The organism is Klebsiella sp. CN_Kp104 (genome assembly GCF_040064515.1).
In the GTDB taxonomy this organism is placed as follows: Bacteria; Pseudomonadota; Gammaproteobacteria; order Enterobacterales; family Enterobacteriaceae; genus Klebsiella; species Klebsiella aerogenes.
This window is the reverse complement of sequence record NZ_JBEAII010000001.1, coordinates 307,841-329,321: the sequence shown is the minus strand read 5'-3', so window position 1 is coordinate 329,321 and position 21,481 is coordinate 307,841. Positions and strand designations below refer to the sequence as shown.

At 57.4% G+C, this 21,481-nt stretch carries 25 protein-coding genes; 17 read left to right on the top strand and 8 right to left on the bottom strand.

Annotation, left to right across the window (positions count from 1 at the left end; translation table 11 throughout):
- Positions 1-32: 32 nt before the first annotated feature.
- Positions 33-347, bottom strand: a complete 315-nt coding sequence (gene fliE, locus ABLU80_RS01535; protein ID WP_045375469.1) for a flagellar hook-basal body complex protein FliE — start codon at positions 345-347, stop codon at positions 33-35.
- 299 nt (positions 348-646) lie between these two features.
- On the opposite strand from fliE, the gene fliF reads away from it, so the two are divergent.
- The 14 genes from fliF to sra all read left to right on the top strand — a co-directional run bounded on the left by fliF (position 647) and on the right by sra (position 11,707).
- Positions 647-2,323, top strand: a complete 1,677-nt coding sequence (gene fliF, locus ABLU80_RS01530) for a flagellar basal-body MS-ring/collar protein FliF (RefSeq protein ID WP_348849621.1) — start codon at positions 647-649, stop codon at positions 2,321-2,323.
- Positions 2,320-3,312 (top strand): flagellar motor switch protein FliG, encoded by a 993-nt coding sequence (gene fliG / locus ABLU80_RS01525; protein ID WP_020079200.1) that lies wholly within the window; start codon positions 2,320-2,322, stop codon positions 3,310-3,312. The genes fliF and fliG overlap by 4 nt, the downstream gene beginning before the upstream one ends.
- Positions 3,305-4,006: a flagellar assembly protein FliH gene (gene fliH, locus ABLU80_RS01520; protein WP_348849620.1), complete on the top strand. Its 702-nt coding sequence runs from the start codon at positions 3,305-3,307 to the stop codon at positions 4,004-4,006. The genes fliG and fliH overlap by 8 nt, the downstream gene beginning before the upstream one ends.
- Complete coding sequence (fliI, locus tag ABLU80_RS01515; RefSeq protein ID WP_348849619.1) at positions 4,006-5,367, top strand: flagellar protein export ATPase FliI; 1,362 nt, start codon at positions 4,006-4,008, stop codon at positions 5,365-5,367. Before fliH ends, fliI begins: the two co-directional genes overlap by 1 nt.
- A gap of 21 nt (positions 5,368-5,388) precedes the next feature.
- Complete coding sequence (fliJ, locus tag ABLU80_RS01510) at positions 5,389-5,835, top strand: flagellar export protein FliJ (RefSeq protein ID WP_015367295.1); 447 nt, start codon at positions 5,389-5,391, stop codon at positions 5,833-5,835.
- Positions 5,832-7,010 (top strand): flagellar hook-length control protein FliK, encoded by a 1,179-nt coding sequence (locus tag ABLU80_RS01505; RefSeq protein WP_348849618.1) that lies wholly within the window; start codon positions 5,832-5,834, stop codon positions 7,008-7,010. The genes fliJ and ABLU80_RS01505 overlap by 4 nt, the downstream gene beginning before the upstream one ends.
- Before the next feature lie 162 nt (positions 7,011-7,172).
- Positions 7,173-7,661, top strand: coding sequence for a flagellar basal body-associated protein FliL (fliL, locus tag ABLU80_RS01500; RefSeq protein ID WP_348849617.1), 489 nt, complete (start codon positions 7,173-7,175; stop codon positions 7,659-7,661).
- 5 nt (positions 7,662-7,666) lie between these two features.
- Positions 7,667-8,674 carry a flagellar motor switch protein FliM gene (gene fliM, locus ABLU80_RS01495; RefSeq protein WP_045360126.1) on the top strand — a complete coding sequence of 336 codons (1,008 nt, stop codon included), beginning with the start codon at positions 7,667-7,669 and terminating at the stop codon, positions 8,672-8,674.
- Positions 8,667-9,083 carry a flagellar motor switch protein FliN gene (gene fliN / locus ABLU80_RS01490; protein WP_015367299.1) on the top strand — a complete coding sequence of 139 codons (417 nt, stop codon included), beginning with the start codon at positions 8,667-8,669 and terminating at the stop codon, positions 9,081-9,083. The genes fliM and fliN overlap by 8 nt, the downstream gene beginning before the upstream one ends.
- A complete protein-coding gene (gene fliO, locus ABLU80_RS01485) occupies positions 9,083-9,475 on the top strand; it encodes a flagellar biosynthetic protein FliO (protein WP_045412117.1) in 393 nt (130 codons plus the stop codon). Before fliN ends, fliO begins: the two co-directional genes overlap by 1 nt.
- Before the next feature lie 2 nt (positions 9,476-9,477).
- A complete protein-coding gene (gene fliP / locus ABLU80_RS01480) occupies positions 9,478-10,239 on the top strand; it encodes a flagellar type III secretion system pore protein FliP (RefSeq protein WP_348849616.1) in 762 nt (253 codons plus the stop codon).
- A gap of 16 nt (positions 10,240-10,255) precedes the next feature.
- Complete coding sequence (gene fliQ / locus ABLU80_RS01475) at positions 10,256-10,525, top strand: flagellar biosynthesis protein FliQ (RefSeq protein ID WP_015367302.1); 270 nt, start codon at positions 10,256-10,258, stop codon at positions 10,523-10,525.
- Between the two features lie 2 nt (positions 10,526-10,527).
- The gene (gene fliR, locus ABLU80_RS01470; RefSeq protein WP_015367303.1) at positions 10,528-11,310 is read left to right on the top strand and encodes a flagellar biosynthetic protein FliR; all 783 of its coding nucleotides are present in this window, start codon (positions 10,528-10,530) and stop codon (positions 11,308-11,310) included.
- A 262-nt stretch (positions 11,311-11,572) separates the two neighbouring features.
- Positions 11,573-11,707 carry a stationary-phase-induced ribosome-associated protein gene (gene sra / locus ABLU80_RS01465; RefSeq protein ID WP_015367304.1) on the top strand — a complete coding sequence of 45 codons (135 nt, stop codon included), beginning with the start codon at positions 11,573-11,575 and terminating at the stop codon, positions 11,705-11,707.
- A gap of 312 nt (positions 11,708-12,019) precedes the next feature.
- Here sra and ABLU80_RS01460 read toward each other — a convergent pair whose 3' ends face one another.
- Complete coding sequence (locus tag ABLU80_RS01460) at positions 12,020-12,910, bottom strand: helix-turn-helix domain-containing protein (RefSeq protein WP_260841734.1); 891 nt, start codon at positions 12,908-12,910, stop codon at positions 12,020-12,022.
- A gap of 100 nt (positions 12,911-13,010) precedes the next feature.
- Here ABLU80_RS01460 and ABLU80_RS01455 point away from each other — a divergent pair, with 100 nt between their 5' ends.
- Positions 13,011-13,418, top strand: coding sequence for an MAPEG family protein (locus ABLU80_RS01455; protein WP_045412127.1), 408 nt, complete (start codon positions 13,011-13,013; stop codon positions 13,416-13,418).
- A 2-nt stretch (positions 13,419-13,420) separates the two neighbouring features.
- Here the strand turns inward: ABLU80_RS01455 and ABLU80_RS01450 are convergent, their stop codons facing one another.
- On the bottom strand, positions 13,421-14,356 hold the full coding sequence (locus ABLU80_RS01450; protein ID WP_020079210.1) for a LysR family transcriptional regulator: 936 nt from the start codon (positions 14,354-14,356) through the stop codon (positions 13,421-13,423).
- Positions 14,357-14,448: 92 nt separating this feature from the next.
- Here ABLU80_RS01450 and ABLU80_RS01445 point away from each other — a divergent pair, with 92 nt between their 5' ends.
- A complete protein-coding gene (locus ABLU80_RS01445) occupies positions 14,449-14,928 on the top strand; it encodes a GNAT family N-acetyltransferase (protein WP_348849615.1) in 480 nt (159 codons plus the stop codon).
- 79 nt (positions 14,929-15,007) lie between these two features.
- On the opposite strand, the gene ABLU80_RS01440 is transcribed toward ABLU80_RS01445, so the two are convergent.
- Positions 15,008-15,955 (bottom strand): hydroxyacid dehydrogenase, encoded by a 948-nt coding sequence (locus ABLU80_RS01440; RefSeq protein ID WP_032714201.1) that lies wholly within the window; start codon positions 15,953-15,955, stop codon positions 15,008-15,010.
- Positions 15,952-16,647, bottom strand: a complete 696-nt coding sequence (locus ABLU80_RS01435) for a demethylmenaquinone methyltransferase (RefSeq protein ID WP_015367310.1) — start codon at positions 16,645-16,647, stop codon at positions 15,952-15,954. Before ABLU80_RS01435 ends, ABLU80_RS01440 begins: the two co-directional genes overlap by 4 nt.
- Before the next feature lie 166 nt (positions 16,648-16,813).
- On the opposite strand from ABLU80_RS01435, the gene ABLU80_RS01430 reads away from it, so the two are divergent.
- On the top strand, positions 16,814-17,530 hold the full coding sequence (locus ABLU80_RS01430; RefSeq protein ID WP_015704943.1) for an IclR family transcriptional regulator: 717 nt from the start codon (positions 16,814-16,816) through the stop codon (positions 17,528-17,530).
- A 39-nt stretch (positions 17,531-17,569) separates the two neighbouring features.
- On the opposite strand, the gene ABLU80_RS01425 is transcribed toward ABLU80_RS01430, so the two are convergent.
- Genes ABLU80_RS01425 through ABLU80_RS01415 form a run of 3 tightly spaced genes read right to left on the bottom strand, consistent with a single transcriptional unit; the run spans position 17,570 to position 21,276 of the window.
- Positions 17,570-18,904: an MFS transporter gene (locus ABLU80_RS01425; protein ID WP_348849613.1), complete on the bottom strand. Its 1,335-nt coding sequence runs from the start codon at positions 18,902-18,904 to the stop codon at positions 17,570-17,572.
- A gap of 58 nt (positions 18,905-18,962) precedes the next feature.
- Positions 18,963-20,231, bottom strand: coding sequence for an MFS transporter (locus ABLU80_RS01420; protein ID WP_015704942.1), 1,269 nt, complete (start codon positions 20,229-20,231; stop codon positions 18,963-18,965).
- A complete protein-coding gene (locus tag ABLU80_RS01415; protein ID WP_020079213.1) occupies positions 20,221-21,276 on the bottom strand; it encodes an amidohydrolase family protein in 1,056 nt (351 codons plus the stop codon). The genes ABLU80_RS01420 and ABLU80_RS01415 overlap by 11 nt, the downstream gene beginning before the upstream one ends.
- Between the last annotated feature and the right edge of the window lie 205 nt (positions 21,277-21,481).

The window sequence follows — 21,481 nt, the reverse complement described above, 5'->3', positions numbered from 1 at the left end:
ACAAGCCCTATAACGAAAGGTTGTTGCCACACCTAAACCGGCATATTCATGATGTCCTGATAGGCCGCCACCAGCTTATTGCGCACCTGTACGCCCATCTGTAACGAAACTGAAGATTTCTGTAAATCGACCATCACATCATTCAGGCTGATACCCGGCACGCCCAGCTCGAAGTTTTGCGCCTGTTGACGCGCGGCCTGCTGGGTATCGCTGATTTTACCCAGCGCGGCGGTGAGTTCACTGGCAAAACTGACTCCCTGCGGTACGCTATTCTGCCCGTTTTTTCCCGCCTGAATCGCCATCGCCTGCATCTGTTGCAGTACGCCTTCAATACCCTGAATCGCCATCTTTTCCTCAATACTGTCGTGATCGCCAGGCGCTATTTCACCCTGTACTTCTCCAATGCTGCACACCCTAACACAGCGATTTTTGCTTAAAGCGGTTAATTAGCCGCAAAAAACCCGGCTTATCGGGCAATCAGAATCATCTGATAAGACGAATAATGGCCTGCCCAGAAATGGGAGCGCCGCTATTGAGAAAAGATGTGTATCAGGGAGTCTGTTTTGTCACATAACGCTATCCATACCGTTCGTCAGCACGCCAGCGCGCGTCGCCGCCTGAACGCCAGCGAAGGATACCGCCAACCATGAGTGCCTCGTTATCCGCCGGCGAAAGCCGCGACAACGGCCTGCAGGCCATCTGGAGCCGTCTGCGCGCCAATCCAAAAATACCACTGCTGGTGGCCGCCTCCGCCGCTATCGCCATTATCGTCGCACTGCTGCTGTGGGCGAAAAGCCCGGATTATCGCGTGCTGTACAGCAACCTGAACGATCGCGACGGCGGCGCTATCGTCACCCAACTGACGCAGATGAACATCCCCTACCGCTTCGCCGAGAATGGCGCGGCGCTGATGATCCCGGCGGAGAAAGTGCATGAAACCCGTCTGCGTCTGGCGCAGCAGGGGCTGCCGAAGGGCGGCGCCGTTGGCTTCGAACTGCTGGATCAGGAAAAATTCGGCATCAGCCAGTTCAGTGAACAGATTAACTATCAGCGCGCTCTTGAAGGCGAACTCTCACGCACTATCGAGTCGCTGGGGCCGGTGCAGAATGCGCGGGTGCACCTGGCGCTGCCGAAGCCCTCGCTGTTCGTCCGCGAGCAAAAGTCCCCTTCCGCTTCTGTCACCCTGACGCTGCAGCCGGGCCGTGCGCTGGATGATGGCCAAATCAACGCTATCGTCTATATGGTATCGAGTAGCGTCGCCGGCCTGCCGGCTGGCAACGTCACCGTGGTCGATCAGGCCGGACGCCTGCTGACGCAGTCTGATGGCACCGGGCGCGACCTCAACGCCTCGCAGTTGAAATATGCCAGCGAAGTGGAAAGCGGCTATCAGCGACGCATTGAAACGATCCTGGCGCCGGTGGTCGGCAGCGCCAACGTACGTGCTCAGGTGACCGCACAGATCGATTTCGCCTCCCGCGAGCAGACCGACGAACAGTACCAGCCGAACCAGCAGCCCGATAAAGCGGCGATCCGTTCGCAGCAAACCAGCAGCAACGAGCAAATCGGCGGACCGCAGGTGGGCGGCGTTCCTGGGGCGTTATCCAACCAGCCGAGCGCGCCGGCCACCGCGCCGATTGAAACGGCTAAACCGACGGCCAATAACGCCAACAACGCGACCAACACCCGTAGCGCCGCGGCCAACAGCGGCCCGTTAAGCACCCGACGCGACGCCACCACCAACTACGAACTCGATCGCACCATCCGCCATACCCAACAAAAAGCCGGGACGGTGGAGCGTCTGTCGGTCGCCGTGGTGGTGAACTACAGCCTCAACGCCGACGGCAAAGCGCAGCCGATGAGTAAAGAACAACTGGCGCAGATTGAAGCGCTGGTTCGCGAAGCGATGGGCTACTCCAGCAGCCGCGGCGATAGCCTGCAGGTGGTCAATACGCCATTTACCGACAATCAGATGACCGGCGGCGAGCTGCCGTTCTGGCAGAGCCAGGCGTTTATCGATTTGCTGCTCGAACTGGGACGTTATCTGCTGGTGCTGCTGGTCGGCTGGGTATTGTGGCGCAAGCTGATTAAGCCACAGCTGCAGCAGCGTCAGGCCGCACAGCAAGCCGCGGTCGCTGCCGCCAGCGCGCCGGTCGCTAAAGCGAACGACAGCCATAAACCAAGCAATGAGGAGCTGGCGCTGCGCCGTAAATCGCAGCAGCGCGTCAGCGCAGAAGTCCAGAGCCAGCGCATCCGCGAACTGGCGGATAAAGATCCGCGGGTCGTCGCTCTGGTAATCCGCCAATGGATGAGTAACGAACTATGAGCCTGACCGGAACCGATAAAAGCGCCATTTTACTGATGACGCTGGGCGAAGACCGCGCGGCGGAGGTGCTCAAGCACCTCTCCTCCCGCGAAGTCCAGCTTTTGAGCGGCACCATGGCCGGCATGAGCCAGGTCTCGCATAAACAGCTCGGCGAGATCTTGTCTGAATTTGAAGACGATGCCGAACAGTTCGCCGCCCTGAGCGTCAACGCCAGCGACTACCTGCGATCGGTGCTGGTGAAAGCGCTGGGCGAAGAGCGCGCCGCCAGCCTGCTGGAGGATATCCTCGAATCCCGCGAAACCACCTCCGGGATGGAGACGCTCAACTTTATGGAGCCGCAGAGCGCCGCCGACCTGATCCGCGATGAACACCCGCAGATCATCGCTACCATCCTGGTACACCTCAAGCGCGGCCAGGCGGCGGATATTCTGGCGCAGTTCGATGAGCGCCTGCGCAACGACGTGATGCTGCGTATCGCCACCTTCGGCGGCGTGCAGCCGGCGGCGCTGGCGGAGCTGACCGAAGTGCTCAACAACCTGCTCGACGGCCAGAACCTCAAGCGCAGCAAAATGGGCGGAGTGCGTACCGCCGCCGAGATTATCAACCTTATGAAAACCCAGCAGGAAGAAGCCGTTATCGACGCGATGCGCGAATACGATGGCGAGCTGGCGCAGAAGATCATCGACGAGATGTTCCTGTTCGAAAACCTGGTGGAGGTCGACGATCGCAGTATCCAGCGCCTGCTGCAGGACGTGGACAACGAATCGCTGCTGATTGCTCTGAAGGGCGCCGAGCAGCCGCTGCGCGAGAAGTTCCTCAAAAACATGTCCCAGCGCGCGGCCGATATTCTGCGCGACGATCTCGCCAACCGTGGGCCGGTGCGCATGTCGCAGGTGGAAAACGAACAGAAAGCGATTCTGCTGATAGTCAGACGGCTGGCGGAGAGCGGCGAAATGATTATTGGCGGCGGCGAGGACACCTATGTCTGATCGCATTAATTCCATGCCCTGGCAGCCCTGGTCGCTTAACGACCTCGGCGACGCGGCGCCAGCTTTCGAACCACCGCTACCGACGTTGGATAACGAAGCCTTGCAGCCTGACGCTCAGGCGGAACTGCAGCAGCAGCTTGCCGCCCTGCGCCTGCAGGCCGAGCAGCAAGGTCAGCAATCCGGTTATGCCGATGGCCAGCAAAAAGGCTATAAAGCCGGATTTCAGCAGGGACTTGAGGAGGGCCGCCAGCAGGGGCTGCTGGAAGCACAGCAGCAGCAACAGCCGCTGACCGACCACTGGCAACAGCTGGTGAGCGAGTTTCAGCACACCCTTGATGCGCTCGATTCGGTCATCGCCTCACGCCTGATGCAGCTGGCGCTAACCGCCGCGAAACAGGTGCTTGGCCAGCCGCCGGTCTGCGACGGCACTGCCCTGCTGACGCAAATTCAACAGTTGATCCAGCAAGAACCGATGTTCAACGGCAAGCCGCAGCTGCGCGTACACCCGCAAGATTATGAGCGCGTTGAGCAGCAGTTAGGCACCACCCTCAGCCTGCACGGCTGGCGGCTGTTGGCGGATGGCGATCTGCATCCCGGCGGTTGTAAGGTCAGCGCCGAGGAGGGCGATCTCGACGCCAGCCTCGCCACCCGCTGGCATGAATTGTGTCGCCTCGCCGCGCCGGGAGAGCTGTGATGACCGCCCGTCTCGGCCGCTGGCTGAATTCGCTGGAAGCGCTGGAGCAGCGTATCGCCCGTACGCCGACCGTACGACGCTATGGCCGTCTGACCCGCGCCACCGGTCTGGTGCTGGAGGCCACCGGCCTGCAGCTGCCGCTCGGCGCAACCTGCCTTATCGAGCGCGACGGCGGGGGCGGCGTGCAGGAAGTGGAAAGCGAAGTGGTCGGCTTTAACGATCAGCGGCTGTATCTGATGCCGCTGGAAGAGGTCGAAGGGATCGTGCCAGGGGCGAGAGTTTACGCCCGCAGCGCGACGGACGGCCAGCACGCCGGTAAACAACTCCCGCTGGGCCCGGCGCTGCTGGGACGCGTGCTCGACGGCGGCGCCAGGCCGCTTGATGGCCTGCCCGCGCCGGAAACCGGCTATCGCGCGCCGCTGATTACCGCGCCGTTTAACCCGCTGCAGCGTACCCCTATCGAGCAGGTGCTGGACGTCGGCGTGCGCACCATCAACGGCCTGCTGACCGTTGGGCGCGGCCAACGTATGGGACTGTTCGCCGGCTCCGGCGTCGGTAAAAGCGTACTGCTGGGCATGATGGCGCGCTACACCCAGGCCGACGTTATCGTCGTCGGCCTGATCGGCGAACGCGGCCGGGAAGTAAAAGACTTTATCGAGAATATTCTCGGCGCCGAAGGCCGCGCGCGTTCGGTAGTGATCGCCGCCCCGGCGGACGTATCGCCGCTGCTGCGCATGCAGGGCGCCGCTTACGCCACCCGCATCGCCGAAGATTTTCGCGATCGCGGCCAGCACGTGCTGCTGATCATGGATTCGCTCACCCGCTATGCGATGGCGCAGCGAGAAATCGCGCTGGCGATCGGCGAACCGCCGGCTACCAAAGGCTATCCGCCATCGGTATTCGCCAAACTGCCGGCGCTGGTTGAACGCGCGGGCAACGGTATCAGCGACGGCGGTTCGATCACCGCCTTCTATACCGTGCTTACCGAAGGGGACGATCAGCAGGATCCGATCGCCGATTCGGCGCGCGCGATCCTCGATGGTCACGTGGTGCTGTCCCGACGTCTGGCGGAGGCCGGTCACTACCCGGCCATCGATATTGAAGCCTCGATCAGCCGCGCGATGACGTCACTTATCGATGACGAACATTATCGCCGGGTACGCACCTTTAAACAGATGCTGGCCAGCTTCCAGCGCAACCGCGATTTAATAAGCGTCGGCGCCTATGCCGCCGGTAGCGACCCGCTGCTGGATAAAGCCATTACCCTGTATCCGCAAATGGAGACCTATCTGCAGCAGGGAATTTTCGAGCGCTGCGGTTATGACGAAGCCTGTCTGCAGCTACAGCAGCTGATTGTTTAACGCCATCGGAGACGCCACGCGATGAAAGCACAGTCCCCTTTGATTACCCTGCGCAATCTGGCCCAGGAGGCCGTCGAACAGGCGGCGCAGCGTTTGGGCCAGGCGCGCCAGGCGCAACAGGCTGCCGAGCAACAGCTGACGATGTTGCTTAACTATCAGGACGAGTACCGGCAAAAGCTCAACAGCACCCTTTCTGGCGGCATGGAAAGCTCGCGCTGGCAGAACTACCAGCAGTTCATTGCCACCCTCGAACAGGCTATCGAACAACAGCGCCAGCAGCTTCTGCAGTGGGGGCAAAAGGTGGATCACGCCGTGAAGCAGTGGCAGGACCATCAGCAGCGGCTGAACGCCTACGATACCCTGCACACGCGCGCGCAAAACGCCGAGCTGCAGTTGGAAAACAAACGCAATCAAAAATTGATGGATGAGTTCGCGCAACGCAGTACACAAAGGAATACCGCTTCATGAATCTCAATGCTTTGCCCGCCCTTAGCCTACCCGGCGACGCCAGCGCCCTGCCGGATCTGGCGCTCGATGACGCTCAGCTGTCATCTGCCTTTGCGCAACTGCTTGGCGCGCGCTTCACGCCCGCGCAAAGCGGCACGCTGCCGCCGGCGGCGCTGAGCGCCGACGATGAAAGCGCCCCGCCGCTAAGCCGTAACCAGCTTAACCAGCTGCTGGCCGCGCTTGGCGAACGCGGCGCGCTGCTGGGCAATGCGCTACCGGCATCGGCGGAAAACGCCGTCGACACAACAGCGAAAAAAGAGGATACGCGCCCGGATACGCCGCCGCTCAGCGAGGCGAAAGCCTTAGATCCGGCGACGCTGCAGGCACTGTACGCCATGCTGCCGGCGGCAATCGTCGCCCCGCCGCCGCAGACCGCGCTACCGCAGGCTCAACAACCAGCACCCAGCGGCGATAAAACCGCGCTCCGCATCGGCAATGCGGCGACTCAGCATGTCGTGAACCTGCCGGAAGGCGAGCCGGCGGCGAAACCGCAGCCGGGCACGGATCCCCTTAGCGGGCAAAATCTGCCTTCTCCTGTTGCGCAGACCGCGGCCACGCCGCAGCACGATATGGCCGAATCTTCGGCTGAGAATACCCCATCGCAACCTGCCGCCGTCGCTTTCGCCGCCGCCAGCCCCAGCCAAAGCGCCACGCCCGCCAGTGCGCTGGTAACCGCGCCGCCGACGCCGCAGCTTAATGCCCAGCTCGGCAGCCCGGAATGGCAGCAGGCGCTGAGCCAGCAGGTGCTGATGTTCCACCGCAATGGCCAGCAGAGCGCCGAACTGCGCCTGCATCCGCAGGAGCTGGGCGCGCTGCAGATCACCCTGCAGCTCGACGATAAACAGGCGCAGCTGCACATCGCTTCCGCACACGGTCAGGTACGCGCGGCGGTCGAGGCGGCTATGCCGCAGCTACGTCACGCGCTGGCTGAGAGCGGAATCAACCTCGGTCAGAGCAGCGTTGGCGGCGAGGCGACGCCGCAGTGGCAGCAGCAAAACGGTAACGGTGAAGGCCGCGCCAGCTACGCGGAACGCCATGGCGGCGGCAGCGATGCCGCGCCGATTGAGCCAGTCAGCGCCCCGGCAGCCCTGCAGCGAATGGCCAGCCAGCTCAACGGCGTCGATATTTTCGCCTGAGGGGCGCTAAACGGCCAATCTGGCCCCCATTTGCCCGTTTATTCCGGCTATTGCCTCGCGCGTTAGCCGCGATAATACCTTTATATGTCATACGTGCGGCGCCGCCGCGCGTGATGCCCGTCAGCAACGCGGCGGGCGGAACAACAGGAATTTGATTTGGCTATGTCTCAAAACTCCCTTCCGGCAACCGCGCCCAAACTCCCCTTATTGATCATCCTGCTGACGATCGTGGCCGTGGCCGCCTGTGCGGCCGCAGGTTACAGCTGGTGGCTGCTGCAACAGCGCGACGGCGGCGCGCAAACCGCCATCGAAAAGGAAAAACCGCCCGCGCCGCCGGTATTTATGCCGCTCGATACCTTTACCGTCAATCTGGTGACCCCGGACAACGATCCGGACCGCGTACTGTATATCGGCCTGACGCTGCGCCTGCCGGATGAAGCAACCCGCCGCCAGCTTAATGATTTCCTGCCGGAGGTGCGTAGCCGTCTGCTGATGCTGCTTTCGCGTCAGGAGGCCGGTCACCTGGCGAATGAGCAGGGCAAGCAGCAGCTGGTCGCGCAGATCAAAGAGACGCTGAGCGCGCCGCTGGTTAAGGGACAACCGAAGCAGGTGGTCAGCGATGTGCTGTTCACCGCCTTCATACTGCGGTAATCACCATGGGCGATAGCATTCTTTCACAGGCAGAGATCGACGCCTTGCTCAACGGTGACAACACGGGCGATGAGCCCGAGAAGGTTGTCGGCGGTAAAGAGAGCGAGGTTAAGCCATACGATCCGAATACCCAGCGCCGCGTGGTGCGTGAACGCCTGCAGGCGCTGGAAATTATCAACGAGCGTTTTGCCCGGCAGTTCCGCATGGGATTGTTCAACCTGTTGCGCCGCAGCCCGGACATCACCGTCGGGCCGATTAAAATTCAGCCGTACCACGAGTTTGCCCGCAACCTGCCGGTGCCGACCAACCTTAATCTGGTACACCTGAACCCGCTGCGCGGCACGGCGCTGTTTGTCTTCGCGCCGAGCCTGGTATTTATCGCCGTCGATAACCTGTTCGGCGGCGACGGGCGTTTCCCGACCAAGGTCGAAGGCCGCGAGTTTACGCCGACCGAGCAGCGGGTGATTAAGCGCATGCTGCGCCTGGCGCTGGACGCCTACGGCGACGCGTGGAGCGCAATCTATAAGATTGACGTCGAATACGTGCGTGCGGAAATGCAGGTCAAATTCACCAACATCACCACCTCGCCGAACGATATCGTGGTGACCACGCCGTTCCAGGTGGAGATTGGCGCGCTAAGCGGTGAATTCAATATCTGTATTCCTTTCGCCATGATTGAGCCGCTGCGTGAACTGCTGACCAATCCGCCGCTGGAGAATTCCCGCCAGGAAGATAGCCAGTGGCGCGAAACGTTGGTCAAGCAGGTGCAGCACTCTGAGCTGGAGCTGATTGCCAACTTCGTCGATATCCCGATGCGCTTATCGAAAATACTTAAGCTGCAGCCAGGCGACGTTTTACCGATAGATAAACCGGATCGCATTATCGCCCATGTCGACGGCGTGCCGGTGCTGACCAGCCAATATGGCACCTTAAACGGGCAGTACGCCCTTCGTGTTGAACACTTGATTAACCCTATTTTGAATGCTCTGAGTGAGGAACAGCCCAATGAGTGATCCTAAGCAACCGTCTGGCGCAGGAAAGGAATCCGTAGACGATCTGTGGGCTGATGCGCTTAATGAACAGCAGTCGTCTGAGAAATCCAGCGCCACCACCGATGGGGTGTTCAAATCGCTGGAGGCCCAGGATGCGCTCGGCAGCCTGCAGGATATCGATCTGATCCTCGATATTCCGGTGAAGCTGACCGTTGAACTGGGGCGCACCAAAATGACGATTAAAGAGCTGCTGCGCCTGTCGCAGGGATCGGTTGTCGCGCTGGATGGCCTGGCGGGCGAACCGCTGGATATCCTGATCAACGGCTATCTGATAGCCCAGGGCGAAGTGGTAGTGGTGGCCGATAAATTCGGCGTGCGCATTACCGATATCATTACCCCGTCCGAACGTATGCGTCGGTTGAGCCGCTAATGACCGCCCCCGTTACCGTGCAGGCCAGTCAACCGGTTACCGAACCGGCAATATCCGGCGGCTCGGCGCTCATGCAGGTAAGCAGCGCGCTCGGCGCGATTCTGCTCCTGATCCTGCTGGCCGGTTGGTTGTTCCGCCGTCTCGGCTTTGCGCCGCAGGCGCGCAACGGCCGGTTGCTTAACCTGCGCGCCAGCTGCCAGGTTGGCCAGCGCGAGCGCGTGGTGGTGGTAGAAGTCGATAATACCCTGCTGGTGCTGGGCGTCACCGCCCAGCAGATCACCCCGCTTCATCAGTTCCCGGCGCCGCCGCGCGATGAAAATACTCCGGCGGTCACGCCTGCGAACGACTTCCGCCAGCTGATGCAAAACGTCCTCAAACGCCCGGAAAAATAGCCATGTTCCCTACTCTGTTCGCTTGCCTTCGCCGTCGGGCGCCGTGGCTCGCCGCCGCGTTACTGCTGCTGAGCCCTGCCGCCTTCGCACAGCTGCCGGGGCTTATCAGTCAGCCGCTGGCCAACGGCGGCCATAGCTGGTCGCTGCCGGTACAGACGCTGGTGCTGTTGACCTCGCTGACCTTCCTGCCGGCGATGCTGCTGATGATGACCAGTTTTACCCGCATTATCATCGTACTGGGTCTGCTGCGTAACGCGCTGGGCACGCCTTCCGCGCCGCCGAACCAAGTGATGCTCGGGCTGGCGCTGTTCCTGACCTTCTTTATCATGTCGCCGGTGTTCGACAAGGTCTATCAGGAGGCGTACCTGCCCTTCAGTCAGGACAAGATCGGCCTTGATAGGGCGCTGGATAAAGGCGCGCAGCCGCTGCGCGAATTTATGCTACGCCAGACCCGCGAAAGCGATCTGGCGCTGTACGCTCGTCTGGCCAACCAGCCGCCGCTGGCCGGGCCGGAGGCGGTACCGATGCGTATTCTGCTGCCCGCTTACGTCACCAGCGAACTGAAAACCGCCTTCCAGATTGGTTTTACGGTGTTTATTCCGTTCCTGATTATCGATTTAGTGGTCGCCAGCGTGCTGATGGCGCTGGGGATGATGATGGTGCCGCCGGCGACGATCTCGCTGCCGTTTAAGTTAATGCTGTTTGTGCTGGTGGATGGCTGGCAGCTGCTGCTGGGCTCGCTGGCGCAGAGCTTCTATTCCTGAACCGCGGAGAACAATCATGACGCCGGAATCCGTGATGGCCATTGGCACCGAAGCGATGAAGGTCGCCCTGGCGCTGGCCGCCCCGCTGCTGCTGGCGGCGCTAATCAGCGGGCTGGTAGTCAGCCTGCTGCAGGCCGCCACCCAGATTAACGAGATGACCCTATCGTTCATCCCCAAAATTCTCGCGGTAGTGGCGACGATTATTATCGCCGGACCGTGGATGCTGAACCTGCTGCTGGACTATATGCGCACATTATTCAGCAACCTGCCTAATATTATCGGCTAGCCGTGATCCCCTTTGACAGCGCCCAGCTTAGCGAATGGCTCAGCCAGTATTTCTGGCCGCTGCTGCGTATTCTGGCCCTCATCAGCACCGCGCCGGTGTTGAGTGAAAAGCAGATAAGCAAAAAGGTGAAAATCGGCCTCGGCGGCCTGATTGCGATACTGATCGCCCCAACGCTGCCCGCCAACACGATCCCCATTATCTCTGCTGCCGGTTTATGGCTGGCGATTCAGCAGATCCTGATCGGCGCGGCGCTGGGGCTAACGATGCAGCTAGCTTTCGCCGCGGTACGCCTCGCCGGCGAAGTCATCGGCATGCAGATGGGGCTATCGTTCGCCACCTTCTTCGACCCCAGCGGCGGCCCCAATATGCCGGTGCTGGCGCGGCTGCTGAACCTGCTGGCAATGCTGCTGTTTTTAAGCTTTGACGGCCACCTGTGGCTTATCTCGCTTCTGGCCGACAGCTTCCATACCCTGCCGATCCAGAGCCAGCCGCTAAACGGCAACGGTTTCCTGGCGCTCGCCCAACTGGGTTCCTTAATCTTTATCAACGGCATGATGCTGGCGTTACCGCTGATTTGTCTGTTGCTCACGCTCAATATCGCTTTGGGTCTGCTCAACCGTATGACGCCGCAGCTATCGGTATTCGTGATCGGTTTCCCGGTGACCATGACCTTTGGCATTATGACCCTCGGCATGATGATGCCGATGCTGGCCCCCTTCTGCGAACACCTGTTTGGCGAGATGTTCGATCGCCTGGCAGCCGTTATCGGCGGTATGACGTTTTAACCTTGCCGTTATTTCCCTCTTTTTCGCCGGACAAAATGGCAATAAAAACCGTTTACTGGGATAAAAGCCTGGAAAAACGTTTTTATTGCTACTAAGGTCCGAATGTTCATAGCGGCTTGAATTAAAAAATAGCCACCCTACAATAAAGCCTGAATTTAATTGTTAGTGAATTTTATTTTTTAGAAAAATTGAAACTTCGGGAAACGCAGAATATTTTCATGCGTGGGTTTAGTGCATCTTTAATAAAATAAGGAGCGACATCATGATTAAGGCGAAAGGTAACCGTATAGCGCGGCGCATATTAGGCCTGCCCCACTGGGAAAGTAACCGATTTAAAATCGTGCTGGCCGACACTGCCGCTGGCGGAAAATGGAAAGTGGTGAAGAAAAAGAAATAATCCTGACTGGCAATTGTTCTATCCGCAACATAATTCCAAATTGCACAGTGCGGTAGCCCCGGTAAGCGCTAGCGCCACCGGGGATTTTGAGGCCACCCACACAGGCAGTTTCAGTTCGCAGTGGTACGTTCCGTAGGTCGGGTAAGGCGCTAGCCGCCACCCGACAAAAATATTCCTGCCGGTTTCCATTCTACATTTGACCATCAAAGATATAGATATTGCCTGGTTCGGAAAAACAAAAGAATTAATAAAACAGTCAAGGAGAAATAACTCCTCTTTTACTCTATGATTACTTTCTTTAAACGAATACGCTCACACAGCATGACGCAGCGCCCGTATTCCCTTTCCAGTCTGACGACGCAGCAGCGCAAGCAGCGTTGACACTTCCGAATAACCCACGTCAGCGGTAATCGTCTCAATATCTTTCCCCTCGGCAAGCAGCTGCTTTACTCGTTCGACCCGCAATTGCTGGAAAAAAGCCAACGGTGATTTCCCCAGCGCGGCTTCCATTCTGCGCTGTAGGGTGCGTGGATGCACGTTAAGCGCACCGGCGGCCGCCTGCAGGGAAAATCCCTGCGCCAGATGCGCCCGCGACCAGTGCTCAAAGCGGTTGATCAGGTCATCGGCATGCTGAGGATAACCTGCCGGCAGGCGTGAAACCTGAGGATGGCGGATATCAGCCGCCATCGCTGTCGTCAGCAAATCCGCAAGCGGCGGGCTGCTCTGGCGAATCAACCACAGCGCCAGCTCCACATGGCCCATCATTGCGCCGGGAAGCATTGGCGCAGCCGCATTGAGCCATGACGCAGCGGCAGTCTGCTCATTGAGCAAACGGCTATCAGCCAGGATGAAGGTATTTAAACAGGCAGCGGCAATTTTAACGCCGTGCTTCGCCATGTTTTGCAAAAACCGCTTAGCGGCAGCAATATCGTGCCAGCCATCCGGTGGCGATTGTCGTGCGTGAACGTTGATCGCCGGCACCACAATCCAGTCGGGATAATCCAAACCCGATGCCTGATGAGCAGGAATACTCAGCCCATGGGCTGATTTAACCTGCCCGGTCATTGCAATCATCTGCACATCAAAGCGAGAAATATTCATGCTCTGGCGTCGCGCCATATCATTGGCTGCGGCGAACGTATCCAGCAACGTCGCTAAGCCGGTGTCGAAAACGCCATCCAGAGCCAGAATATTTATCTTCATGTCGTTAATGGTATTGAAATTGTCATTTTTGCATATGGTTCTATTTTAACCTTAGCCATAGACTTTCCTCTATCGTTATTAATTACCAGAGCCAAATAACATGAAAAATAACCCTGAACTGATTATCCTTACGTTAATTTGTCTGCTAACGGTTATGATGTGGATCCCCTATATTATTGCCAGAGCCACGCGCGTTAACGTCGCGCCCGCAGCGGGTAATGGCCATTCGCCGTCAACCGGGCTGGCGCCCTGGGCGCAGCGTGCGCAAAAGGCGCACGCCAACGCGGTAGAAAACCTCGTTATTTTTGCCCCACTGGTTGTGGTCGCCGCGTTGCTTAACGTCAATAACGCCATAACGTTAATTGCGGCTACAATTTATTTGCTCGCGCGCATCGTCCATTATATTGCGTATACCGCCGGGATCCCCGTTATCCGGACACTCGCCTTTCAGACCGGTTTTGTCGCGACGGTTACTATTGCGATAGTTATTTTAAGTTCGGTTTTTTGAGGTTAAAAACTCCCGGCATTCTCTGCCAACGCCAGGCTTTGTAGCGCCGTCTTCAGCCATTTGGTTGCCCCTCGCTGCCCGCCGCGTTTATGGGAAAAGATCTTCACGGTGAACGGGCTGATGGCAAACGGCAAAGGAAAAATCGCGATCGGGGCGGCATGAAGGAACTTCTCTGCGGCATAACGAGGAATCGCCATTAACAGATCGCTTTGCGCCACAATAAACGGCGCGCTAAGCATTGAGGGGGTTTTGAGCGCTATCTGCCGGGTATAGCCTAATTCCTGCAGACGTAAATCCAACACCCCCTGCTTTTCGTTCCACGGCGTGACCACCAGATGGCGCGCGGCGAGATAATCCGCCAGCGTCAGCGCCGTGCGACGGGTATGGCTGATCACCACATACTCATCCTCAAACCAGTCAATTTCCTCGAGTTCATGATGACGAATATCTTCAGCGGTGCTGAAGCCCAGCGCCAGATCCACCTCCCCCGCCAGTAGCTCCGTCAGCGCCGGGCTATGTGGCAAATAACGGAGCTCAAAACGCAGGCCCGGCGCTTCATGCTGCAGCTTTTGCATTAGCGCAGGGAAAATGCATAACGCGGTGAAATCGGTAATGGCTATCTGGATCCGCTCTGTGCTGTCGGCGGCACTAAATTCCGGCTGTCGCGTGAGTTCCTGATTAAGCAATTTTAATACTGAAGCGATGGAGGGTGCGAGCTGCGTGGCATAGACGCTCGGGCACATCCGATGCCCTTCGCGAAAAAACAACGGATCGTTCAGCGCCACGCGCAGCCGCGACAGCGCGTGGCTCAACGCGGATGTACTCATCGCCAGCTCATCGGCGGCGAGACGAACGGAACTGTGGCGATAGATGGCATCAAAAACAAGCAACAGATTGAGATCGAGGCGTCTGAGCGCCGGATGCATAATATTCATCATTGGGTGATTTCATTGCACTTAATTCTTCTGACAATACCCCCTATGCTTAGCGTCATCAATATCATTAACGTGTGAATACGACAGGAAAAATAATGAGTATTACGATTCGACAGGCCCGTCCGGACGATGCTTCTGCCATCTACAACATGATTTATGAGCTGGCGGTGTATGAAAAAGCCCCGCAGGAAGTGGTTACTACCCCCGACGAGATCCGCGAAACCTTGTTTGGCGACGACAGTAAGACCGAAGCGCTGATCTGCGAAATTGACGGTAAAACGGCGGGCTATGCCGTGTTCTTCACCAGCTATTCAACCTGGCTCGGACGCAACGGTATTTATATGGAAGATTTGTATATCTCACCGGATTATCGCGGCCAGGGCGCGGGTCGAGCGCTGCTAAAAACCATTGCCCGGTATGCGGTTGCGCGCCGCTGCGGACGCCTTGAGTGGAGTGTGCTGGACTGGAACCAGCCGGCCATTGATTTTTACCTCAGTATTGGCGCCACGGCGCAAAGCGAATGGGTACGCTATCGCCTCGATGGCGAAGCGCTGGTTAATTTTGCGGGGCAATAACATTGGTTACAGCATCACTCAGCTTGCTCTTTGCAAAAAGCACAGCAGCCCCGAAAGAGCGGAGCTGCTGAAAGGCAAGTTAGTACGCTGTTTCAGTCTGCGATGAATCCTGCACTACCTGTAGAATATTGGCCGCGGCGGCGGTACCCATTTTGACGTAAGAGGCGTCGCTTACGCCGCCAACGTGCGGAGACAGAATGACATTTTCGACCCGCTCCCAGATGTGCGGCGTAGTGAGTGGTTCGCTGTTAAAGCTATCGAGCGCCGCCCAGCGCAACGCCCCCCCTTTTAATGCCGCTGCCAGCGCTGCATCGTCGATTAATCCGCCCCGCGCGGTATTAACCAGGATGGCGCCGGGTTTACACTGTGCCAGCGTAACGGCATTTATCATTCCCCGATTTTGCGGCGTTAAGGGACAATGAAGGGAGACAACATCAGCCTGCGCGAGAAGGTCTTCGAGTACATCAACACGTTCGCATCCGGGAGGAACCGTGGCGGCATAAGGATCGTAAGCCAACACCTTCATACCGAAGGCGCCGGCAATTTTCGCCACCCGACTGCCAATCGCCCCCAGACCAATCAGCCCCAGCGTTTTGCCTTCCAGTTCGAGCGATTTATGCGTCGATTTATCCCAGTGCCCTTCGCGCAGGCGGCGGTCAAGCGGAATGATTGACTTGGCACAGGCCAGAATTAATGCCCAGGCGTGTTCTGAAACCGCCGCGGCGTTAGCGCCTGTCGCCGCGCGAACCATGATGCCGCGCGCCGCCGCCGCTTCGACGTCAATGACATCAATGCCGCTGCCATGCTTGGAAATGACCTTCAACGCCGGAGCGGCATCCATCACAGATGCCGTAATCTTGCCATAGCGCACTAATATGGCGACCGGATTATGCTGCTGACATAATTCTGTCAGTTGGTTTTCTGTTGGTTGGCGGCCAGCAAACACGAGTTCATAATCTTCCAGCATGCCGAGCGCCGCTTCGGCCAAATCGCTGCCGGTTACCAGTACGACTTTTTTAGCGCTCATGGCAATGCCTCCCCTTCGCTCAGCATACCCGCCTGACGCAACGCATTCTCCAGCCAGTGTGGGCGAAGATCGCCATCGTGGATAGCCGACAGACGTTTGACTTCCCCTTCCAGTTTACCTTTCGCCAGCTCAATGATGGTGCCTACTTCATCGCGGGGAATAACCACCACGCCGTCAATATCCCCTACCACCAGGTCACCCGCCTGCACCGCGGCGCCCGCGACCGAAATAGCATGATTGACCCGGCCTGGAATGAACTTGGTGGGACCACACGGATTAAGACCGGCTGCGAAAACAGGAAAGCTTTGTTTACTTAAGGTTTCAGCATCGCGAACTGCGCCGTCAATGATGATACCTGCGATGCCGCTGGCCTGCGCCTGCGTGGCCATGATCTCACCGAGTAAAGCGCAGGAGAGATCGCCCTTGCCGTCTATCACTAACACATCGCCAGGTTTGGCGACGGCCATCGCCGCGTGAATAGCCAGATTATCTCCCGGACGGACCTCTACGGTAATCGCCGGGCCGGCCACTGCCATGTGTGGCGCCAGTGGCTTGATACGGCCATGTAATGTGCCGCGGCGTCCGGCCACGTCGGCGAGAATCGCCGCCTGATATTCAGCGGCCTGACGGACCTCCTCCGCGCTAACGCGCTCAATATCCACATTGATTAATTTCTGTTGTGATGCAGGCATGGTTAGTCTCCATTTGTTTTACTACGTACAACACATATGTACTATATAAAACAACTATACGAGCATTGCTTCTCTTTTCGCCAGCGCTGAGAGCGTGTTTGTGATGTAAACACGATGTTAATCACAAAATTCAGGTACAATTTTGTTCGGCCAAAAGGAGAAAATGATGGGGAATGAAGGCGTAATTGCCGTTGAAAAGGCGCTCGCTTTACTGGATTGCTTCCGGCCCGGTAATGACAGCCTGACGTTAACTGAGCTGGCCCAGCTTTCGGGATACCACAAAACCACCGTTTATCGCTTAATGAATTCGCTTGAGCGTATGAACTACATTATCCGGCATGATGATGGCACCTATACGCTCGGCCACCGTCTGCTCTATCTCGGCAAGCTTTATGAGCAATCATTTCAGCTTGCGAGAATTGTACAACCGGAATTGCAGGCGCTGTCTCAGGCCTCCAGTGAAAGCGCGAGCTGGTATGTGATAGAGGGCGGCCAACGCCTGTGTCTGTTCCGCGCCGAAGCTTCAGAGGGATTACGCCATAGCAACCTGCCCGGCAGTCAATTTCCACTGGATGGCTCCGCTATCAGCAAAGTTTTACGTCATTGGGGACTGGGTGAGGCGCTTTCGGAAGACGAAGAAACGCTGCCGTTCTATACCTCTGGCGCGCGCGATCCGCACACCGCGGCCTTCGCGATGCCGGTTTTTGGCGTCCACGATAACCCCATCGCGGCACTGGCGCTGACAGGACCGTCATCGCGTCTGACTGCGGACCGCAAAGAGAGCGGCCTCAGCCAGCTAATGCGCGAGACGGCCAACCGCCTGTCGATCAAGTTAGGAGCCAGTAAATCCTTCTGCGAAACGTTTTACGATATAAAAGAATAACGTATGTTGAAAAGGCGGGAAAAATCCCGCCTTTGCTTATTAATGGGTGACCGGTTTTTCCTGACCGGCAGGCTGCGAGTAACGGCGTCCCATGAACAGCACCGCGATACCGCCTGCCAGGCACAAGCCAGCCAGTGGTAGCATCGCCAGCGTATGGCTTCCTGTCTGTTCGCTAATCACACCATAGGCATTCACCATCACCACTCCGCCAATCAGATTAGCTATCGCGCCGATTGCCGCCAGCCCCGCGGCGGCTGAGGTGCTGCTCATCCAGCCTGAGGCCAGCGCCCAGAATGGCCCCTTCGCCGAATAAGCGCCAATTAATATGGTACTGAGAATAACAATGGTAATCGGCAGCGAGAGATTGATGAACGCCGCGAATACGCCAGCCGCAATCATAAAGAGGGTGAGAGCCGTGTGCCAGCGACGTTCATTAGTGCGATCCGAACTCCGCCCCCAGACAATCATCAGCACCGAGGCCAGGCCATAGGGGATAGCATTAAGCAGCCCGGTAGTCAGGTTATCAAGATGGAAAGACTTCAGTAGCTGTGGAGACCAGACGCTAAGCGTGGTGCCAGCAGACGACGCGCCGGCATAAATCAGCGCCATCAGCCAGATTTGGCGGTGCTTCAACAGCTGCCATGTGCTGATGTGGCCGATCTGTTTCTGCTGTTGACGCTCTGCCTGAAGGGTGTTTTCCAGCCACGCTTTCTGCCGCTCGTTCAACCAGCCAGCCTGATGTGGGCGGTCCCGCAGGATAAAAAATGCGGCTATCCCCAGCAGCACCGCAGGCAGCCCCTCAATAATGAATAACAGATGCCAGCCGCGCAGCCCAAACCAGCCATCCAGCGTCAGGATCAAACCTGAAAGCGGTGAACCGATAAAGTTAGCCAGCGGAATGGCCACCATAAAAGAGGCAATAATGCGCGCACGGTAACGCGAAGGGATCCACCAGGTAAGATAGAGCACCACACCTGGGAAAAAGCCCGCTTCCGCCGCACCCAGCAGAAAACGCACGATATAAAGGGAGGTTGTATTTTGCACCAGCGCCATGCACATCGATACCACTCCCCAACTGATCATTATCCGCGGGAGCCACAGTCGCGCGCCCACCTTCTGCATCGCCAGGTTGCTGGGTACCTCAAATATAAAGTAGGCGACAAAATATAAGCTGCTGGCGAAGCCAAAAGCCGCCTTGCTCAGGCCCAGATCCTCATTCATCTGTAGCGCAGCCATACCTATATTGCCCCGGTCAATAATCGAGACCAGATAGCTTACGACCAGAAAAGGCAGGATGCGCCAGATAACCCGCCGCATGGTCTCTTTTTCCAGCGCATCGTTGTCGATAGCGCTATTCGGTAATTGATCGGTCATTGTTTCCTCGCAGGGTTTCATTATGTTTATCAGGAAAACGATGTAGAGATATCATGCCTTACTTCAGCTTGACGCCTCTGGTTTCTGGCGCCAGCCACACCACCACCATTGCCGCCAGGAAGGCGACCACGGTAGTTGCCAGTCCCGCAGTGAAACCGCCGGCGCTGGCCACAGCGCCGATGAGCAGGGGCGCGATAAATCCGCCCAGCCGGCCTCCGTTATAGGCGAGCCCCATCAGGAAGCCACGCGATGACGTGTCTCCGATGATTTCTGCAAGGAATGGTCCAGATCCGGCAAAAATCCCGTTAACACCAAAACCAGCCATGAAAATCGCCAGCATCAGAATGAAGGGTTGAGTGGTCACAAGGTAAAGCGCGACGGCAATGGCCCCCGTTAACAGATAAATCAGGAACATCGGACGGCGTCCCCATTTATCCGCCAGTACTGAAAAGACCAGAAAGCCTGCGATCGCCCCGACCTGCAGCGCGAGCACAAATTTCAGGCTATGTAGAAAATCCAGATGTTTTACTTCTCGTAGATAGGTGGGTGTCCAGGTAAATACCCCCCAGAATAGATACTGAATAAAGAAGATAAAGACGAAAGCCAGCAGCAGGCCTTTCAGATTGTGTTTGCCCAGTTTCGAGGCAGGTTGAGTGCGCTTAGCTTTCCCCTGCTGTCGTGCAAGCCAAACCTGTGATTCCGGCGTGAACCAGGCCACCACGCTCATAATGAATACCGGCAGCGCGCCGATCATAAACAGATAGCGCCATGCGCCCTGCTCCAGGCCGCCGTTAACCGAGCTCACGATTGCCGTCAGGCTGATAGCCAGAATAGCGCCAACGGGTAAGCCCATTTGCATCAAAGCGCCGCCGCGCGCGCGCCGCTCTGGCCGCCAGGTTTCAGCAATCAGCGCCGCACCTGACGTCCACATTCCGCCCATACCCAGCGCACCGCAAAAACGCAAAAGCGCGAAATGTTGTTGATCGTGCGTAAAGGCTAACAGTCCGGAAAAGAGTGAATAGATGGCGATACAGGTCATGGCCGTTTTTACCCGACCAATTTTATCGGCGATAAAACCAAACAGGATCCCGCCGATGATCTGTCCACCGGCCGTGACGCTGATAAACAGTCCAAGTTCGCTTTTATTCACGCCAAACACCACTCCTAATACCGGCAATAATAATGAGAGTAGAAATGAGTCGTAGCTTTCAAATGCCCAGCCAAGGCCGCCCAGCGCCAGCGTTCGTTTCTCAGCCACGTGCTGAGGCAAAGCGTCAGGCGTCGCTTTAGTCGCAGTAAACTGCTTGAGCTCGCTTTTACTGGTCATTGATATTCTCCACAGAGGTTATCCGGTAGCAGGTTGCGGCAGTGCGCCAGAACAATTGCGCCTGTTCATCAGGGGAAGCCTGTTGCGCCAGGCGTTTGCAGGCATTCCAGAAGACGCCGTAGCTGAACATGCCTTTGTCGACCGGAAAATTGCTGGCGAACATGCAGCGTTCCGCACCGAAAAGAGCAATGATGGTCTCAAACCACGGTTGCCATGCCTGTGCCAGCATTTGCGAATCCGGCGGCGTTTCTGCCGCTGCGAAGGGAAATCCCCTGACCGTCATACCAAATCCGCTAATTTTTACGCATACGTTCGGCAGTTCCGCCAGATGTCGCATACTGCTTCGCCACTGCTGAAACATGTCAGGATCTCTTTCTGAATAAGGCCCTACGCCGACAGGCCCGCCGCAGTGATCGAGCACAATCTGTAGCGTTGGTATTTGCCGCGCCAGCTCGGCAATTTCATCCAGTTGCGTGTGGTAAACCCACACATCAAGCGACAATCCATTTTGTGCGAGGCAGGCAGCGCCCCGGCGGAACGGTTCGCTCAGGGCCAGTCCTGCCGGTGGTGTAACCGGGCTGGACGTGACCCGCGGATCCGGATGCCAGGCCAGTGGATTACGCATTCCGCGCAACCGCCCGCCTGATAAAGCCAGCGCACTCTCGATGGCAGGCTGCATCGCATCGCCCGCCAGCAAGCTCAGGCCGCCGATGATGGCTTCACATCCAAGAGCGTTTGCATAATGTCCGCTGGCGAACATCGCGGCTATCCCGCTGGCAAACTCAATTTCACCAAGCGGTTTCAACGTTTCCGGCCCGTGGCGACGCAACATAGAGCGGCATTGCACGTAGACCGAGGAGAAAACGCGATGCCCTGAGGTCTGGATATCGTCGCTGAACTCATGGGTGAGATAGCGTCCGGTTTGCCGATCCCAGAGATGATGATGCGCATCAATAATGGGCAGCTCGGGTTGTAGTGGCGGCTCACGATGTAACGCAAGCCACTCGTTTCTGACCGCAAGATGCGGTGCGGTAACGATCTCCATGAACACCTCGCAATTGTTGTACTATGTACAACCGTGTTTTATTTTACAAAACTACTATAACGAGGCTGGCGTGTTTTTATCCAGTTAACGATTGGTTTAAATGATGTAAATAAGAGGTGAATCACAGATGTTTTAAAGTCGCTAAAGACGGAGAACGTTGAGAAAAAACAAAAACAATTTAATTTCAATAAGTTATAATGTTATG

Coding starts and splice junctions, on each gene's coding strand:
- fliE (WP_045375469.1), bottom strand. CDS start 347: ATGGCGATTCAGGGTATTGAAGGCGTACTGCAACAGATGCAGGCGATG.
- fliF (WP_348849621.1), top strand. CDS start 647: ATGAGTGCCTCGTTATCCGCCGGCGAAAGCCGCGACAACGGCCTGCAG.
- fliG (WP_020079200.1), top strand. CDS start 2,320: ATGAGCCTGACCGGAACCGATAAAAGCGCCATTTTACTGATGACGCTG.
- fliH (WP_348849620.1), top strand. CDS start 3,305: ATGTCTGATCGCATTAATTCCATGCCCTGGCAGCCCTGGTCGCTTAAC.
- fliI (WP_348849619.1), top strand. CDS start 4,006: ATGACCGCCCGTCTCGGCCGCTGGCTGAATTCGCTGGAAGCGCTGGAG.
- fliJ (WP_015367295.1), top strand. CDS start 5,389: ATGAAAGCACAGTCCCCTTTGATTACCCTGCGCAATCTGGCCCAGGAG.
- ABLU80_RS01505 (WP_348849618.1), top strand. CDS start 5,832: ATGAATCTCAATGCTTTGCCCGCCCTTAGCCTACCCGGCGACGCCAGC.
- fliL (WP_348849617.1), top strand. CDS start 7,173: ATGTCTCAAAACTCCCTTCCGGCAACCGCGCCCAAACTCCCCTTATTG.
- fliM (WP_045360126.1), top strand. CDS start 7,667: ATGGGCGATAGCATTCTTTCACAGGCAGAGATCGACGCCTTGCTCAAC.
- fliN (WP_015367299.1), top strand. CDS start 8,667: ATGAGTGATCCTAAGCAACCGTCTGGCGCAGGAAAGGAATCCGTAGAC.
- fliO (WP_045412117.1), top strand. CDS start 9,083: ATGACCGCCCCCGTTACCGTGCAGGCCAGTCAACCGGTTACCGAACCG.
- fliP (WP_348849616.1), top strand. CDS start 9,478: ATGTTCCCTACTCTGTTCGCTTGCCTTCGCCGTCGGGCGCCGTGGCTC.
- fliQ (WP_015367302.1), top strand. CDS start 10,256: ATGACGCCGGAATCCGTGATGGCCATTGGCACCGAAGCGATGAAGGTC.
- sra (WP_015367304.1), top strand. CDS start 11,573: ATGATTAAGGCGAAAGGTAACCGTATAGCGCGGCGCATATTAGGCCTG.
- ABLU80_RS01460 (WP_260841734.1), bottom strand. CDS start 12,910: ATGAAGATAAATATTCTGGCTCTGGATGGCGTTTTCGACACCGGCTTA.
- ABLU80_RS01455 (WP_045412127.1), top strand. CDS start 13,011: ATGAAAAATAACCCTGAACTGATTATCCTTACGTTAATTTGTCTGCTA.
- ABLU80_RS01450 (WP_020079210.1), bottom strand. CDS start 14,356: ATGATGAATATTATGCATCCGGCGCTCAGACGCCTCGATCTCAATCTG.
- ABLU80_RS01445 (WP_348849615.1), top strand. CDS start 14,449: ATGAGTATTACGATTCGACAGGCCCGTCCGGACGATGCTTCTGCCATC.
- ABLU80_RS01440 (WP_032714201.1), bottom strand. CDS start 15,955: ATGAGCGCTAAAAAAGTCGTACTGGTAACCGGCAGCGATTTGGCCGAA.
- ABLU80_RS01435 (WP_015367310.1), bottom strand. CDS start 16,647: ATGCCTGCATCACAACAGAAATTAATCAATGTGGATATTGAGCGCGTT.
- ABLU80_RS01430 (WP_015704943.1), top strand. CDS start 16,814: ATGGGGAATGAAGGCGTAATTGCCGTTGAAAAGGCGCTCGCTTTACTG.
- ABLU80_RS01425 (WP_348849613.1), bottom strand. CDS start 18,904: ATGACCGATCAATTACCGAATAGCGCTATCGACAACGATGCGCTGGAA.
- ABLU80_RS01420 (WP_015704942.1), bottom strand. CDS start 20,231: ATGACCAGTAAAAGCGAGCTCAAGCAGTTTACTGCGACTAAAGCGACG.
- ABLU80_RS01415 (WP_020079213.1), bottom strand. CDS start 21,276: ATGGAGATCGTTACCGCACCGCATCTTGCGGTCAGAAACGAGTGGCTT.